The following is a 15233-nucleotide window of genomic DNA, read 5'->3' on the forward strand; positions in this document are numbered from 1 at the left end:
ACCGGATGAAAATCATCATCCTCGGCGCAGGGCAGGTTGGCGGTACGCTGGCCGAGCATTTGGCCAGCGAAGCCAACGACATCACCGTGGTCGACACCGACGCGGAGCGCCTGCGGGATTTGGGCGACCGTTTGGACATCCGTACCGTACAGGGCCGCGCCTCGTTTCCTACAGTGCTGCGCCAGGCCGGTGCCGACGATGCCGACATGCTGGTGGCAGTCACCAACAGTGACGAGACCAACATGGTTGCCTGCCAGGTCGCCCACACCCTGTTTCACACTCCGACCAAGATCGCCCGAGTGCGTGAGGCGGCCTACCTGACCCGCGCCGGACTGTTCGACAACGACGCGATCCCGGTCGATGTGCTGATCAGCCCGGAACAGGTGGTGACCCATTACATCAAGCGCCTGATCGAACACCCGGGCGCCTTGCAGGTGATCGACTTCGCCGAAGGCAAGGCACAGCTGGTGGCGGTCAAGGCCTACTACGGCGGGCCGTTGGTGGGCCAGCAACTGCGCCAGCTGCGCGAGCACATGCCCAACGTCGAGACGCGGGTGGCGGCGATCTTCCGTCGCGACCGGCCGATCCTGCCCCAGGGCGATACGGTGATCGAGGCTGACGACGAGGTGTTTTTCATCGCCGCCAAAGCGAACATTCGCGCGGTGATGAGCGAAATGCGCCGTCTGGATGAGACCTATAAACGCATCGTCATCGCCGGCGGCGGGCAGATCGGTGAGCGCTTGGCCGAGGCCATCGAAAGCCGCTACCAGGTGAAGATCATCGAGATGAATCCGGCACGCTGCCGGTATTTGTCCGACACCCTCGACAGCACCGTGGTCCTGCAGGGCAGCGCCTCGGATCGTGATCTGCTGCTGGAAGAAAACATCGCCGACGCCGACATCTTCCTGGCCCTGACCAACGATGACGAAGCCAACATCATGTCGTCGTTGCTGGCCAAGCGGCTGGGGGCGAAGAAGGTGATGACCATCATCAACAACCCGGCCTACGTCGACCTGATCCAGGGCGGCGATATCGACATCGCCATCAGCCCGCAACTGGCGACCATCGGCACCTTGCTGGCCCACGTGCGCCGCGGCGATATCGTCAGTGTGCACTCATTGCGCCGGGGTGCGGCGGAAGCCATCGAGGCGATTGCCCACGGTGATTCAAAATCGAGCAAGGTGATTGGCAAGGCGATCCGCGATATCGGCCTGCCGCCGGGCACCACCATCGGCGCAATCATTCGCGATGAAGAAGTGATCATCGCCCACGACGACACGGTGATCGCCACGGGCGACCACGTGATTCTGTTCCTTGTGGATAAAAAACATATCCGCGATGTGGAGAAGCTGTTCCACGTGGGCCTGAGCTTTTTCTGATCAAACGGAGTGACCGACATGCTCGAATCCCTGGAAAAAATGCTCGCCAAGGGTGTGGATAACTCACTGCTGCGGTTTGGTTTGGGCAAGGGTTATCTTGATCTGAAGGACAACGCCAAGGCGGCCGAGCATTTGCAGAAATGCGTCGAGTTCGACCCGAAGTATTCGGCGGCGTGGAAGCTGTTGGGCAAGGCGCAGCTGGGGCAGGGTGATAACGCTGCAGCGCGGTTAGCTTGGGAGAAGGGTATTGAAGCGGCCCTGGCACATGGCGACAAGCAGGCCGAAAAGGAAATGACCGTATTCCTGAAGAAACTCGACCGCCAGGCTTAAGCAGAACCCAATGTGGGAGCGGGCTTGCTCGCGAAGGCGTCGTGTCAGTCACCGAATTTGTGTCTGATACACCGCCTTCGCGAGCAAGCCCGCTCCCACATTTTGTTTTGTGCCAACCTTGAGTCAGCCGTACATCAATACCACCGCGCCTCACCCGGCGGGCGTTTCTTGAAGCGTTTCATGCTCCACATGTACTGGCTCGGGTAAGCCCCCACATAGCGCTCCACCACCTTGCTCATCGCCGCACACGAAGTGGCTGTATCGGTGCTGTACATGTCTTCCGGCGCCGCTTCCAGGATCACTTTGTAGCCCGAGCCATCCGGCAGCCGCAGGGCATGCAGGAACACCCCGACCGCCTTGTGCCCCGCCAGCATGTTCGGCACGAACTTGCTGGTCAGCGCCTGGGTGGCGAAGAACGGCACGAAGATCCCGGCCGATTCCGCCGGCTCCGGATCCGCAGGAATCCCCACCTGGCCGCCTTTGCGCACTTCCTTGATGACGCTGAGGATGCCTTCCTTGGTGGACGCAGCCACGCGGTTACCCAGTTGCACCCGCTGTTTGCGCAGCAAGTCATCCACCGCCTTGAGCTTCGGCGGGCGGTAGAAAATGATCGGTTTACACTGGCTGCAATAGAAGTGGTTCAACACTTCCCAGTTGCCCAGGTGGCTGGTGATGCCGACCACGCCTTTGCCCGAAGCCAGGGCTTCGTGCAGCACTTCCAGGCCTTCGACCTCGCGCACCAGGTCGATGGAACGCTGGGCCGGCCAGATCCAGGCGCAGGCGCTTTCGGTCAGGGACTTGCCGATGTCCATCAGGCTGCGTCCAACGAGACGCTCGCGCTCGGCCGGATCCATGTCCGGGAAGCATTTGGACAGGTTGATCCGCACCGTCTCACGGGAACGGTTGGGGGTTTTCCACATGATCCAGCCAATTGCCGAACCGACCGCTTGCACCGCGCGCCAGGGCAGCAGGGCAAACAACCGAAGAGCGCCTACCAGCAAGGCGCCTTTAAACTTTTCCACAGGTCACTCCTGATCGTGTGTGGTGCGCAAAGCCGCCATTCTAACCGGCGTTGGCGAGGTCCGCGTAACGGTCGCAGTCCTGAGTGTGGTCCATGACCATGCCCGAGGCCTGCATGAACGCGTAACAGATGGTCGGCCCGACGAACGTGAAGCCGGCTTTTTTCAAGGCTTTGCTCATGGCCTCAGCCTCCGGCGTAATGGCCGGGACCTGGCTGCGGTCCTTGAAATGATTGACCTTGGGCACGCCGCCCACAAACGACCACAGAAACTCCACGGGGTCCTGCAGCGCCAGCCAGGCGGCGGCATTGCGCCGGGTGGCATTGAGTTTCAGGCGGTTACGCACGATGCCCGGATCGAGCATCAGCGCTTCGATCTCGGCATCGCTCAGTTGGGCCAGACGCTGCGCATCAAAGCCGAACAAGACCTTTCGATAATGCTCGCGTTTGCGTAAAACGGTGATCCAGGACAGGCCCGCCTGGAACCCTTCGAGCAAAAGCAACTCGAACAGTCCCTGCGCATCGCGCAGCGGCGTTCCCCACTCCTGATCGTGATAAGCCATGTACAGCGAATCTTCAGAACACCAAAAGCAGCGTGGCATAAGGCTCCAGGGGATGGTGGCGCGGCCGAATCGGGTATACTCCCGCTCTTTAAATCGCAGCCCAAGTAACAGGTGAATTTCGTGAGCCAGCCTACGCCAGCCGTGCGTACCTTCCAAGACTTGATCCTCGCCCTCCAGCAATACTGGGCCGAGCAAGGTTGTGTGGTACTTCAGCCCTACGATATGGAAGTAGGCGCCGGCACTTTCCACACCGCTACCTTCCTGCGGGCCATCGGCCCGGAAACCTGGAACGCCGCTTATGTGCAGCCCAGTCGTCGCCCGACTGACGGCCGCTACGGCGAAAACCCGAACCGCCTGCAGCACTACTACCAGTTCCAGGTGGTTCTGAAGCCAAACCCGGACAACTTCCAGGAGCTGTACCTGGGCTCGTTGAAACATGTCGGCCTGGACCCGCTGGTCCACGACATCCGTTTCGTCGAAGACAACTGGGAATCGCCAACCCTGGGCGCCTGGGGCCTGGGCTGGGAAGTCTGGCTCAACGGCATGGAAGTGACACAGTTCACTTACTTCCAGCAAGCCGGCGGCATCGAGTGCTACCCGGTGACCGGCGAGATCACCTACGGTCTCGAGCGCCTGGCCATGTACCTGCAAGGCGTGGACTCGGTCTACGACCTGGTGTGGGCTGACGGCCCGTTCGGCAAGGTGACCTACGGCGACGTGTTCCACCAGAACGAAGTGGAGCAGTCGACCTACAACTTCGAACACGCCAACGTCGAGAAGCTGTTCGAACTGTTCGACTTCTATGAAAGCGAAGCCAAGCGCCTGATCGAACTGGATCAGCCGTTGCCGTTGCCAAGCTATGAAATGGTTCTGAAGGCATCCCACACCTTCAACCTGCTGGACGCCCGTCGTGCCATCTCGGTAACTGCGCGCCAGCAATACATCCTGCGTGTACGCACCCTGGCGCGTTCCGTCGCCCAAGCCTACCTGTTGGCTCGCGCCAAGCTGGGCTTCCCGATGGCCACCCCGGACCTGCGTGATGAAGTGTTGGCTAAGCTGGAGGCTGCACAATGAGTGCTCAAGATTTCCTGGTTGAACTGGGCACCGAAGAGCTGCCACCCAAGGCCCTGAATACCCTGGCCGACGCATTCCTGGCCGGTATCGAAAAAGGCCTGCAAACCGCTGGCCTGAAGTTCGCCGCAAAAAAGGTCTACGCCGCGCCGCGCCGACTGGCTGTGTTGCTCACCGTACTGGAAACCCAGCAGCCGGACCGCAGCATCAACCTCGACGGCCCGCCACGCCAGGCCGCCTTCGACGCCGAAGGCAACCCGACTCAAGCCGCCCTTGGTTTTGCCAAGAAGTGTGGCGTCGAGCTGAGCGAGATCGACCAGAGCGGCCCGAAGCTGCGTTTCAGCCAGGTCATCACCGGCAAGCCGACCGCCAGCCTGTTGCCGACCATCGTTGAAGACTCGCTGAACGACCTGCCGATCCCCAAGCGCATGCGCTGGGGTGCCCGCAAGGAAGAGTTCGTGCGCCCGACCCAATGGCTGGTGATGCTGCTCGGTGACCAGGTCATCGACTGCACCATCCTCGCCCAGAAGGCCGGCCGTGATTCACGTGGCCACCGCTTCCACCATCCGGAAGCCGTGCGCATCACCGCGCCCGCCAACTACCTCAATGACCTGCGTGCAGCCTATGTGCTGGCGGATGCCAATGAGCGCCGCGAGCTGATCAGCAAGCGTACCGAAGAGCTGGCCCGCCTGCAGGAAGGCACCGCCATCGTGCCGCCAAGCCTGCTGGACGAAGTGACCGCTTTGGTTGAATGGCCAGTGCCGCTGGTGTGCTCGTTCGAGGAGCGTTTCCTCGACGTGCCGCAGGAAGCGCTGATCACCACCATGCAGGACAACCAGAAGTATTTCTGCCTGCTGGACGTCGACGGCAAGCTGCTGCCGCGCTTCATCACCGTGGCCAACATCGAAAGCAAGGACCCGCAGCAGATCATCGCCGGTAACGAAAAAGTCGTTCGCCCGCGCCTGACTGACGCCGAGTTCTTCTTCAAGCAAGACAAGAAGCAGAAGCTCGAAGACTTCAACCTGCGCCTGCAGAACGTGGTGTTCCAGGAAAAACTCGGCAGCGTATACGACAAGGCCGTACGGGTTTCCAAGCTGGCGGCCTACATCGCGCCACGCATTGGTGGCGATGCTGCCTGGGCTGCGCGTGCCGGCCTGCTGTCCAAGTGCGACCTGGCCACCGAGATGGTCGGCGAGTTCCCGGAGATGCAAGGTGTTGCCGGTTACTACTACGCCCTGAATGATGGCGAGCCGCAAGACGTCGCCCTGGCGCTGAACGAGCAGTACATGCCGCGCGGTGCCGGCGCCGAGCTGCCGACCACCCTCACCGGTGCGGCCGTGGCCATCGCTGACAAGCTGGATACCCTCGTCGGTATCTTCGGTATCGGCATGTTGCCTACCGGCAGCAAAGACCCGTATGCGCTGCGCCGTGCGGCCCTGGGCGTGCTGCGCATCCTGATCGACAAGAAGCTCGACCTCGACCTGACCCAGGCCGTGGTGTTTGCGGTTGGCCAGTTCGGTGCCAAGGTCAAGCAAGCGGGCCTGGCCGAGCAAGTGCTGGAGTTCGTGTTCGACCGTCTGCGTGCGCGTTACGAAGACGAAGGCGTGGACGTTTCGGTGTACCTGTCGGTACGTGCCCTGCAACCAGGTTCGGCGCTGGACTTCGACCAGCGTGTGCAGGCCGTACAGGCCTTCCGCAAGCTGCCGGAAGCCGGTGCCCTGGCCGCCGTGAACAAGCGTGTGTCGAACCTGCTGAGCAAGGCCGACAACCTCGGCAATGCCGAAGTCGACCCGGGCCTGTTTGCCGATGCCAAGGAGTTCTCGCTGAACTCGGCCATCGCCAAGGCAGAAAATGCAGTGAAGCCGCTGATCGCCGAACGCAACTACGCCGAAGCCTTGGCGCGCCTGGCCACCTTGCGTGAGCCGGTGGATGCGTTCTTCGAAGCGGTGATGATCAATGCCGAAGACGCGGGCGTGCGGAAAAACCGCTACGCCATGCTGGCGCGCCTGCGCGGTTTGTTCATCAATATCGCTGACATTTCCGTACTGAGCTGACCATGTTGAAACTGCTGATTCTCGATCGGGACGGAGTGATCAATTACGACTCCGACGCTTACATCAAATCGGTGGCGGAATGGATTCCACTGCCCGGCTCGATCGAGGCCATCGCGCAGTTGAGCAAAGCGGGCTGGACAGTGGCCATCGCCACCAACCAGTCCGGCATCGCCCGCGGCTACTACGACATCGCCACCCTCGACGCCATGCACGCGCGCCTGCGCACGCTGGTGGCCGAGCAGGGCGGTGAAGTAGGGCTGGTGGTGTATTGCCCGCACGGCCCGGATGAAGGCTGCGATTGCCGCAAGCCCAAACCGGGTATGCTTAAAACTATTGCTGAACATTACAACGTGCCGTTGGCTGGGCTATGGTTTGTCGGGGACAGCCTCGGTGACCTGGAAGCCGCCAAAGCCGTCGACTCTCAGCCAGTTTTGGTAAAAACCGGGAAAGGCAAAAAGACCCAGGCTAAAACCCTGCCGGTAGGTACCTTGATTTTTGACGATCTGGCGGCGGTTGCCGCAGAACTTATCAACAACTAGTAGCCCTTCTGACTTCCTGACCAAGGACTGTTCGGGAGCGCGCTTTTAACAGGCGGGCGTTGTCCCGCAACGGTAAATGCCGCCATGTCGATTTTGCAGGCCATCAGAACCTTCTTCTTTTACCTGCTGTTGGGCACCAGCTCTTTTCTCTGGTGCACCCTGAGCTTTTTTATCGCGCCTTTCCTGCCGTTCAAGGCGCGCTATCGTTTCATCAACGTCTTTTGGTGCAACTGCGCGCTGTGGTTGACCAAGGTGTTCCTGAACATTCGTTTCGAGATCAAGGGCGCCGAAAACGTCCCGGACCAGCCTTGTGTGATTCTGTCGAACCACCAGAGCACCTGGGAAACCTTTTTCCTGTCTGCGTATTTCTCGCCCCTGAGCCAGGTGCTCAAGCGTGAGCTGCTGTACGTACCATTCTTCGGCTGGGCCATGGCCATGCTGCGACCGATCGCCATCGACCGCGACAACCCCAAGGCCGCACTCAAGCATGTGGCCAAGAAGGGCGATGAGCTGTTGAAGGATGGGGTTTGGGTGCTGATCTTCCCTGAAGGCACACGCGTGCCCTACGGCACTGTGGGCAAGTTCTCACGTGGCGGTACGGCCCTGGCGGTGAACGCCGGGCTGCCGGTGCTGCCGATTGCTCACAATGCCGGTAAGTTCTGGCCAAAGACCGGCTGGGCCAAGCGTGAAGGCACCATCACTGTAATCATTGGCGAGCCCATGTATGCCGAGGGCGAAGGCCCACGTGCCATTGCAGCGCTGAACGACCGTGCCCAGGCATGGAATGAAGCGCAACAAAGGGCCATGGGTTCGTTGCCGCCGGAGCCGGTTGTGGTCGACACGCCGGTGATTTGAGTTTCTGTGGATAACCTGTGTACGGTTTGTTGGCGAATTGCTCTTTTTAGCTTATAGGCTGCTGATTTACTTACATATTTCCCAAGCTCATAAAACAGCGGAAAAGGTGCATAAGTTTTTCCCGCATTAAAAAACCGGTCCCTGAGACCGGTTTTTTATGCACAGGTGAAAAGCCGCGATTCAGTCTCGCCACAATGGCAGCTGAAGGATGAAGGTCGTACCTTTACCCACCTCGCTTTCGCAGCGAATTCTCCCACCGTGACGATCCACGACGGCCTTGACCATGGTCAGCCCCAACCCCAATCCTTCACTGCCATGAGCAGAGGCGAAGCGCCGGTATTGAGCGAAGAGTTCGGGCAAATCCTGCGGGGAGATTCCTCGCCCCTGGTCGCTGATACGGCACTCCAAAGCGTCTTCATGGCTGGTCAGGCTTAACGTAACGGTGGTGCCCGATGGGCTGTATTTCACCGCATTTTCCAACAGATTGAATAAGGCGCGGGTCAGCAGCGATTGATCCGCCCACACCATTTCTTCGCCGTCTTCATCCAGGTGATGGACCAGGCGAATGCCTTTCAACTGGGCGTGCACTGCGACTTGATCAAATGCGTCGAGTACCAACATGGCGAACAGGCTGGGCTGGAATTGGTAGCCATCGGATTCGGCTTTCGCCAACTGCACGAATGATTCGGTCAGGTTCAGGGCACGGCGGACTTGTTGTTCGATCTGCGCAAATATCGGCGCGGCGGTGTCCTGAACATCCAACAGGGCCAGGATCGCCGAATGCGGCGCACGCAAGTCATGGGACAGAAAGCGCAGCAGGGTCTCCCGTTGCTGCTGGGCATCACGCTCAATGCTCAGGTCTGTGAGGCTCAGCAGCCAGCCCAGGGCCACGTCACCGTCTGCAGGCAGCAGCGGCGCCAGGTCGAGGCGCAGGCTGCGGTCAAGGGTATCGCGGAACTCGACAATCTCCAGCGTCGACAGGGCAGGGCGAACACCGTCCTGCAGCGGTGGATAACCTAATGCGGCGAGCTGATCCAAGAGGTTTTCGGCCACCAGTTCATTGCCGAACACATCGCGGGCAATTCGATTGGCCAGCAGGACGTTGCCCTTGGGATCGGTAATCAAGGTTGCTACAGGCAAACATTCCAGCCCATCGGCCATGAAGCGACGAGTGTCCCGGGTACGGCTGACCGCTTGTTCGAGGGCGAAGATTCGTCCCTGCAATACATCACCCTGGCTGGCGGGCGCTCGACGGCGCTCCGGGAGCACTTTGGGCTCGTTGTCCAGGCGTGCCAGTTCCCAGCCAAAGTAGGCCAGGATCACGCTCAGGCGCCGCCAGTTCCAGATCAGATAGCTGAGCAACATGCCAACCAGACTTGCTGCCGGCGACCACCAATGGCCCAGGCGCAACAGGCCCCAAGAACCCAGAAGCGCAGCCCCCATGCAACCGAGGGTCAGCCACAGTGCATAACGCGGGCGAAACAGCAGAAGGCCCAACAGCACCGCGACCATCGCGGTGGCCAGTAGCGTCGCCATCCACACCGGCAGGTCGACAATACTGCGCCCTTGCAGCAAGCCATTGAGAATATTTGCCTGGATCTCCACGCCCGGGGTGGTGCCGACACTGGCCGAAAGCGGCGTAACATAACGGTCGCCCATGCCCGGTGCCGTAGCGCCAATCAGGATCAAGCGGTCGCGCAGCAACTCGGATGGCACCTCCCCGCGCAAGACACTGATATACGGCACGCTGGGAAAGCCAGCATGACTGGCAATAAAAGGAATTCGAATGGCATTTTCCCGCTGCCAGCTCGAGCTTTCCGACGGACCAGGTGCGCCCGGCATTAGGGATGGCTGGCCGCTCAGTTCAAACGCCAGCCAGGCTAACTGCGGTGTCAAATTACCGGGTGGACCTTCACGCAAATACAGGCTTCGAACGATGCCGTCGCTGTCCGCTTCCACGTTGATATGGCCGACGCTACGGGCGCAATCACGCAAGGGCAACACGGGCAGGATTTGCGCCACAGGCTGGCCGTAGCGCGGCGAGCCTTCACGAATCAAAGGCAACAGGACGTTGCCAGCGTTGCACATAGCCTCGGCCAGGCGCAGGTCATTGGCTGGCTCCCGGGCGGGCTCGCTGAAGATCACATCAAACAGGATGCCGGCAGGCTTGGCGGCGCTCAGCCGATCAAGCAGGTCGGCATGCACACGTCGGGACCATGGCCATTGGCCAAGTTCCTTCAGGCTTCGGTCGTCGATCGTTACCAGCAGGATGCGTGGATCCACCGATAAAGGTGCCAGCCGGCGGAGGCTGTCATACAGCGGGTTATTGAGGGCCAGGCCAGGGCTCAGGGACAGGAAGGCCGTGATGGGTAATAGCAACAGGCTGACCCACAGCCATTCGCGCACCAGGCCATTGAACAGCCGCTGAGCCTGAGTCGGTTGGCGCTTTTCAGCCCTGTGCCACAGCCTCACCGGCTCGCGTCCAGGGCACTACTGCACGCGGTTCGCGGGTGGGTAATAGAAAATGTCATAAACCCCGGTTTCTCCCTCAAGCCCGTGTTCATCATATGCCGACAAGCGAACGTGATAGAACGATGCTTTCAGCCCAGTGAAGCGCATTTGCGGCTTGTCGGAGAAGTTTTCCTGCTTGATGTTCAGAAACTCCTTATCGGTCGCGACCTGGGCCCGGTAGCGCTGGGCCCCGGCCAATGGCCGCAGGAACAGGGTCCAGACAGGCGCATCGCCCTTTTGACCGTCCTGGCCGACCAACCGTGGCGCATCAAGCAGTTCCACGGGTTTGAGTTCACCTTGTTTCTTGAAGGCCAGGCCCTGCCGCGCACCAACCTTTACTTCACCAGAGACTGGACCGGTAATGGGCTTCTTCTTGATAGGGCGCGGGCTCGGTGGAGCGTCATCACGATTGACCGCCACTTGCCCGTTGAGTACTTCCACCAGCGATTGTTCGCCATCGTTACGCACACGGAAATGCGTGCCGCGTACCCCCAGAACGCCCACCGGGGTCATGATCTGGAAACGGTCATAGTCGCTGGCACGCTTGATCACGTAAGCCTCGACCTGACCTTCTTCAAGAATCACCTGGGGAATGGATTGCTCCTCGACCAGATGCAATCGGACCTGGGAGCTGGAGGGCAAGACAATCCGCGAGCCGTCCCCCAGCATCAGGCTGACAAATGCGCCCGATGAGGTTTTCACGCTTTCTTGTTCATCAATGAACATGCCTTCTTCCAGGGCCGTGGACACACCCTTGGCATCCAGTTTCCAGGCTTCCCCCGTGAGGTGCTGCACCACTGCCGGAAGCGGTTGCGCGCGGCACATCCGGTTGTCGTCGATATAGGGTGCACGGGGAGGGGCAGGGCGTGCCAAGGCCGGAAGACTCACTACGCCAAGCGTAACGATCAGGCCCGAACTCAACAGCGTAGAAGCGGCAGAGCGGAATCGGCAAGGGAAAAAGGTCATGGCGCTCATCAAGATTCTAGTTCTAATGGGTCATCAGAAAGCACTTTCAGGCAGCGTCTTGCAGCGGGAAGACCTTGAGTACCGTCTACGATACTCGATGAGGTATCCAGTCGATAGCCGAAATATCTGGGGGCGTGAGATCCATTGCAGAAGATGACACGTCCCTGTGTCGGAGCACTTCCGTCGCTCCAATCCGTGTGTCATCCAGCGAGAGCGAATTTACCTACAACATAGGTGCATCGGACCGATTCACAACATTTGTTCAGATTTGCGGGTACTTAAAATACCCAACGTTGGGTCTGCTGCTGTTCGCTGAGTTGCTGAAACGGTGAACGGGCGAAGCCCATGCCATTGCCGGGCTCACTCAAAGTCTGCCGTTCCTCGAACGGCATAGGTATCGCCGGCTTATTGGCCCCGACCGTTTCCGTGCCCAGCGTAGTAACCATCACCACCAATACCAGTCTTCCCCATACATCAACCTTCCCCAGAACGGCCATACGTCTCGAAACAGCATAAAACCAGATTGCCATTGATCCTTTTCCTGAAGGTCTCGAGCCGGTATCTTCCCAGCTTGGGTGTTGACGATTTCCAATGGCTTGCGGCCATTTGATATCAGCGTACCGAGAGATTCAGAGGGCCTGAGAATCTGGCCATAATTGTTCAGATTCGATGCCCGCATTCTTCAATAAGAAAGGACCCTGCCATGCGTGTCGCAATATTGGATGACGAACCTGCTGAACTGCGGCGGGTGGAACAGACACTGCGACAAATCCCCAGCGCTGCGGGTCAGCCATGGACCCTGCACTGCTTCGAGCGTGGAGAAGACCTGCTGCGACAACTGCGCCGCGAGACCTTCGACTTGCTGATCCTTGACTGGCAACTGCCCGACCTCAGTGGCCTGGCATTGCTGCGCTGGACCCGCGAGCACATGGAAGCGCCCCCAGCCGCCATCATGCTTACCAGCCGCGATGCCGAGAGCGATATCGTCCAGGCGCTGAACAGTGGTGCCGATGATTACGTCAGCAAGCCGTTTCGTCCCAATGAGCTTAAGGCTCGGGTGAATGCCGTTCTGCGTCGCCACGGGTTGCAGAAGTCTGCAGCCAGTGAGGTGCATACCTTCAATGACCTGACCTTTGATGATGCTGAACTCACGGTGAGCAGGGCGGGAAAACCCATCAGCCTGACGGAGCGCGAATACCGCCTGGCGCGGTGCCTGTTTGAGAACCTGGCGCGGCCGCTGTCTCGAGAGTACCTGTATGAACGGTTCTGGACCCATGAGGAGATGGTGTCGTCGCGGCCGCTGGATACGCATATTTATCGGCTGCGGAATAAGCTCGGGCTGACGGCGGATCGGGGTTGGCAGTTGCTGACGATCTATGGGTACGGATATCGGTTGGAGAGTGTGACGGCGGCTTCCGAGGACTGAGATGTTCCACGTGGAGCATTTATAAAATGCTCATATCCTGCCCATAAAAAAGGCCAACGCTAAGCGTTGGCCTTTTTTTTTGCTGCAACCTGATCAGAAGTCCAGGTTGGAAACCGCCAGGGCATTGCTCTCGATGAAGTCACGACGAGGCTCGACCGCATCACCCATCAGGGTGTTGAAGATCTGGTCCGCGCCAATGGCGTCTTCGATGGTCACGCGCAGCATGCGACGCTGGGCTGGGTCCATGGTGGTTTCCCACAGCTGATCCGGGTTCATTTCGCCCAGACCTTTGTATCGCTGAATGGTATGGCGCTTGGTGCTTTCCGCCATCAACCAGTCCAGGGCTTCCTTGAACTCTTTGACCGCTTTCTTGCGCTCGCCACGCTGAATGTAAGCACCGTCGTCCAGCAGGGTGCTCAGTTGCGCGCCGAGGGTAACAACCGTCTTGTAGTCGTTGCTGCCGAAGAAGTCGCGGTTGAAGGTGACGTAGTTCGACAGGCCGTGGGAAATCAGTTCGACCTCTGGCAGCCAGACGTTACGTTCACGGTCTTCACGCAGGCTGGCTTTGTAGACCAGGCCGGATTTTTCAACGGTACGCAGGCGGACTTCGTACTGGGCCAACCAAGCCTGCATGTGGGCATGATCACCCAACTGTTCCAGGCTGACGGATGGCAGGTAGATGAAGTGCTCGGTCAGCTCCTGAGGGTACAGGCGCGACAAACGCTTGAGGGTCTTCATCACCATGCGGAAGTCGTTTACCAGGCGCTCCAACGCTTCACCGGAGATGCCCGGGGCTTCGTCGTTCAAGTGCAGGCTCGCATCTTCCAGGGCCGACTGCGTCATGTACTCTTCCATGGCGTCGTCGTCTTTGATGTATTGCTCTTGCTTGCCTTTTTTCACTTTGTACAACGGTGGCTGGGCGATGTAGATGTAGCCACGCTCGATCAACTCCGGCAACTGACGGAAGAAGAACGTCAGCAGCAGGGTGCGGATGTGCGAACCGTCAACGTCAGCATCGGTCATGATGATGATGTTGTGATAGCGCAGCTTGTCGATGTTGTACTCATCGCGGCCGATGCCACAGCCCAGGGCGGTGATCAAGGTGCCGACTTCCTGCGAGGAAATCATCTTGTCGAAGCGCGCCTTCTCGACGTTGAGGATCTTACCCTTCAACGGCAGGATGGCCTGGGTGCGACGGTTACGGCCCTGCTTGGCGGAACCGCCAGCAGAGTCACCTTCCACCAGGTACAGTTCGGAGAGGGCAGGGTCTTTCTCCTGGCAGTCAGCCAGTTTGCCGGGCAGGCCAGCGATATCCAGCGCGCCTTTACGACGGGTCATCTCACGGGCTTTACGCGCCGCTTCACGAGCTCGCGCCGCGTCGATCATCTTGCCGACAACCAGTTTGGCTTCGTTCGGGTTTTCCAGCAGGAAGTCGGAGAAGTACTTGCCCATTTCCTGTTCGACCGCTGTCTTCACTTCGGAGGACACCAGCTTGTCTTTGGTCTGGGAGCTGAACTTCGGATCCGGAACCTTGACCGAAATAATCGCTGTCAGACCTTCGCGGGCATCGTCACCGGTGGTGGCGACTTTGTGCTTCTTCGCCAGGCCTTCTGCTTCGATGTAGGTGTTCAGGTTACGCGTCAGTGCAGAACGGAAACCCACCAGGTGAGTACCGCCATCGCGCTGAGGAATGTTGTTGGTGAAGCACAACAGGTTCTCGTTGAAGCTGTCGTTCCACTGCAGGGCGATTTCTACGCCGATGCCGTCTTCACGCTGGATGTTGAAGTGGAACACCTGATTGACCGCGGTCTTGTTGGTGTTCAGGTATTCAACGAACGCACGCAGACCGCCTTCGTACTTGAACAGCTCTTCCTTGCCGCTGCGTTCGTCCTTGAGGACGATACCCACACCGGAGTTCAGGAAAGACAGTTCACGAATCCGCTTGGCCAGAATGTCCCAGCTGAAGTGGATGTTCTTGAAGGTTTCAGCCGAAGGCTTGAAGTGAATCTGCGTACCAGTGCTTTCGCTGTCACCGACGATTTTCATCGGTTCCTGTGGAACACCATGAACGTAAGTCTGTTCCCAGATCTTGCCGCTACGACGTACAGTCAGGATCAGCTCTTCAGAAAGGGCGTTTACTACCGAAACACCTACACCGTGCAAACCGCCGGATACTTTATAGGAGTTATCGTCGAACTTACCGCCGGCGTGGAGCACGGTCATGATGACCTCTGCCGCCGAAACGCCTTCTTCTTTATGCACATCTACCGGAATGCCGCGACCGTTGTCGCGTACGGTGATGGATTCGTCCGGGTGGATGATGATGCTGATGTCGTCGCAGTGACCGGCCAAAGCTTCGTCGATCGAGTTATCGACCACCTCGAACACCATGTGGTGCAGACCGCTGCCATCATCGGTATCACCGATGTACATACCGGGACGTTTGCGTACGGCATCCAAACCTTTAAGCACTTTAATGCTGGTCGAGTCGTACGTATTCGTATTTTCTTCGCTCATGCCT

General features: G+C 59.1%; 13 protein-coding genes. 7 read left to right on the plus strand and 6 right to left on the minus strand.

Annotated features, from left to right (window positions below; genetic code table 11):
* Positions 1 to 5 precede the first annotated feature (5 nt).
* The gene (trkA, locus tag HX805_RS01855; RefSeq protein WP_003213611.1) at positions 6 to 1379 is read left to right on the plus strand and encodes a Trk system potassium transporter TrkA; all 1374 of its coding nucleotides are present in this window, start codon (positions 6 to 8) and stop codon (positions 1377 to 1379) included.
* Positions 1380 to 1397: 18 nt separating this feature from the next.
* Positions 1398 to 1709: a lipopolysaccharide assembly protein LapB gene (locus HX805_RS01860; protein WP_003213608.1), complete on the plus strand. Its 312-nt coding sequence runs from the start codon at positions 1398 to 1400 to the stop codon at positions 1707 to 1709.
* A 134-nt stretch (positions 1710 to 1843) separates the two neighbouring features.
* On the opposite strand, the gene HX805_RS01865 is transcribed toward HX805_RS01860, so the two are convergent.
* Positions 1844 to 2731, minus strand: coding sequence for a lysophospholipid acyltransferase (locus HX805_RS01865; protein WP_003213605.1), 888 nt, complete (start codon positions 2729 to 2731; stop codon positions 1844 to 1846).
* 40 nt (positions 2732 to 2771) lie between these two features.
* Positions 2772 to 3329 (minus strand): DNA-3-methyladenine glycosylase I, encoded by a 558-nt coding sequence (locus HX805_RS01870; RefSeq protein WP_177116548.1) that lies wholly within the window; start codon positions 3327 to 3329, stop codon positions 2772 to 2774.
* 81 nt (positions 3330 to 3410) lie between these two features.
* Here HX805_RS01870 and glyQ point away from each other — a divergent pair, with 81 nt between their 5' ends.
* From glyQ to HX805_RS01890, 4 genes are all read left to right on the plus strand, one after another.
* On the plus strand, positions 3411 to 4364 hold the full coding sequence (gene glyQ, locus HX805_RS01875; RefSeq protein ID WP_003213601.1) for a glycine--tRNA ligase subunit alpha: 954 nt from the start codon (positions 3411 to 3413) through the stop codon (positions 4362 to 4364).
* Complete coding sequence (glyS, locus tag HX805_RS01880; RefSeq protein ID WP_177116549.1) at positions 4361 to 6415, plus strand: glycine--tRNA ligase subunit beta; 2055 nt, start codon at positions 4361 to 4363, stop codon at positions 6413 to 6415. The genes glyQ and glyS overlap by 4 nt, the downstream gene beginning before the upstream one ends.
* Positions 6416 to 6417: 2 nt before the next feature.
* Positions 6418 to 6954: a D-glycero-beta-D-manno-heptose 1,7-bisphosphate 7-phosphatase gene (gene gmhB, locus HX805_RS01885; protein WP_177116550.1), complete on the plus strand. Its 537-nt coding sequence runs from the start codon at positions 6418 to 6420 to the stop codon at positions 6952 to 6954.
* A gap of 84 nt (positions 6955 to 7038) precedes the next feature.
* Positions 7039 to 7809 (plus strand): 1-acyl-sn-glycerol-3-phosphate acyltransferase, encoded by a 771-nt coding sequence (locus HX805_RS01890; protein WP_003213596.1) that lies wholly within the window; start codon positions 7039 to 7041, stop codon positions 7807 to 7809.
* A 180-nt stretch (positions 7810 to 7989) separates the two neighbouring features.
* On the opposite strand, the gene HX805_RS01895 is transcribed toward HX805_RS01890, so the two are convergent.
* The 3 genes from HX805_RS01895 to HX805_RS01905 all read right to left on the minus strand — a co-directional run bounded on the left by HX805_RS01895 (position 7990) and on the right by HX805_RS01905 (position 11816).
* Positions 7990 to 10281 carry a CHASE2 domain-containing protein gene (locus HX805_RS01895; RefSeq protein ID WP_177116551.1) on the minus strand — a complete coding sequence of 764 codons (2292 nt, stop codon included), beginning with the start codon at positions 10279 to 10281 and terminating at the stop codon, positions 7990 to 7992.
* Between the two features lie 18 nt (positions 10282 to 10299).
* The gene (locus tag HX805_RS01900) at positions 10300 to 11295 is read right to left on the minus strand and encodes a FecR domain-containing protein (protein ID WP_256343976.1); all 996 of its coding nucleotides are present in this window, start codon (positions 11293 to 11295) and stop codon (positions 10300 to 10302) included.
* Positions 11296 to 11564: 269 nt separating this feature from the next.
* A complete protein-coding gene (locus HX805_RS01905; protein WP_177116552.1) occupies positions 11565 to 11816 on the minus strand; it encodes a hypothetical protein in 252 nt (83 codons plus the stop codon).
* Between the two features lie 173 nt (positions 11817 to 11989).
* Here HX805_RS01905 and HX805_RS01910 point away from each other — a divergent pair, with 173 nt between their 5' ends.
* Complete coding sequence (locus HX805_RS01910; protein WP_177116553.1) at positions 11990 to 12712, plus strand: response regulator transcription factor; 723 nt, start codon at positions 11990 to 11992, stop codon at positions 12710 to 12712.
* 93 nt (positions 12713 to 12805) lie between these two features.
* On the opposite strand, the gene gyrB is transcribed toward HX805_RS01910, so the two are convergent.
* Positions 12806 to 15229 (minus strand): DNA topoisomerase (ATP-hydrolyzing) subunit B, encoded by a 2424-nt coding sequence (gyrB, locus tag HX805_RS01915; RefSeq protein ID WP_003213587.1) that lies wholly within the window; start codon positions 15227 to 15229, stop codon positions 12806 to 12808.
* Between the last annotated feature and the right edge of the window lie 4 nt (positions 15230 to 15233).

Source organism: Pseudomonas sp. G5001, assembly GCF_013385475.1.
Lineage (GTDB): Bacteria > Pseudomonadota > Gammaproteobacteria > Pseudomonadales > Pseudomonadaceae > Aquipseudomonas.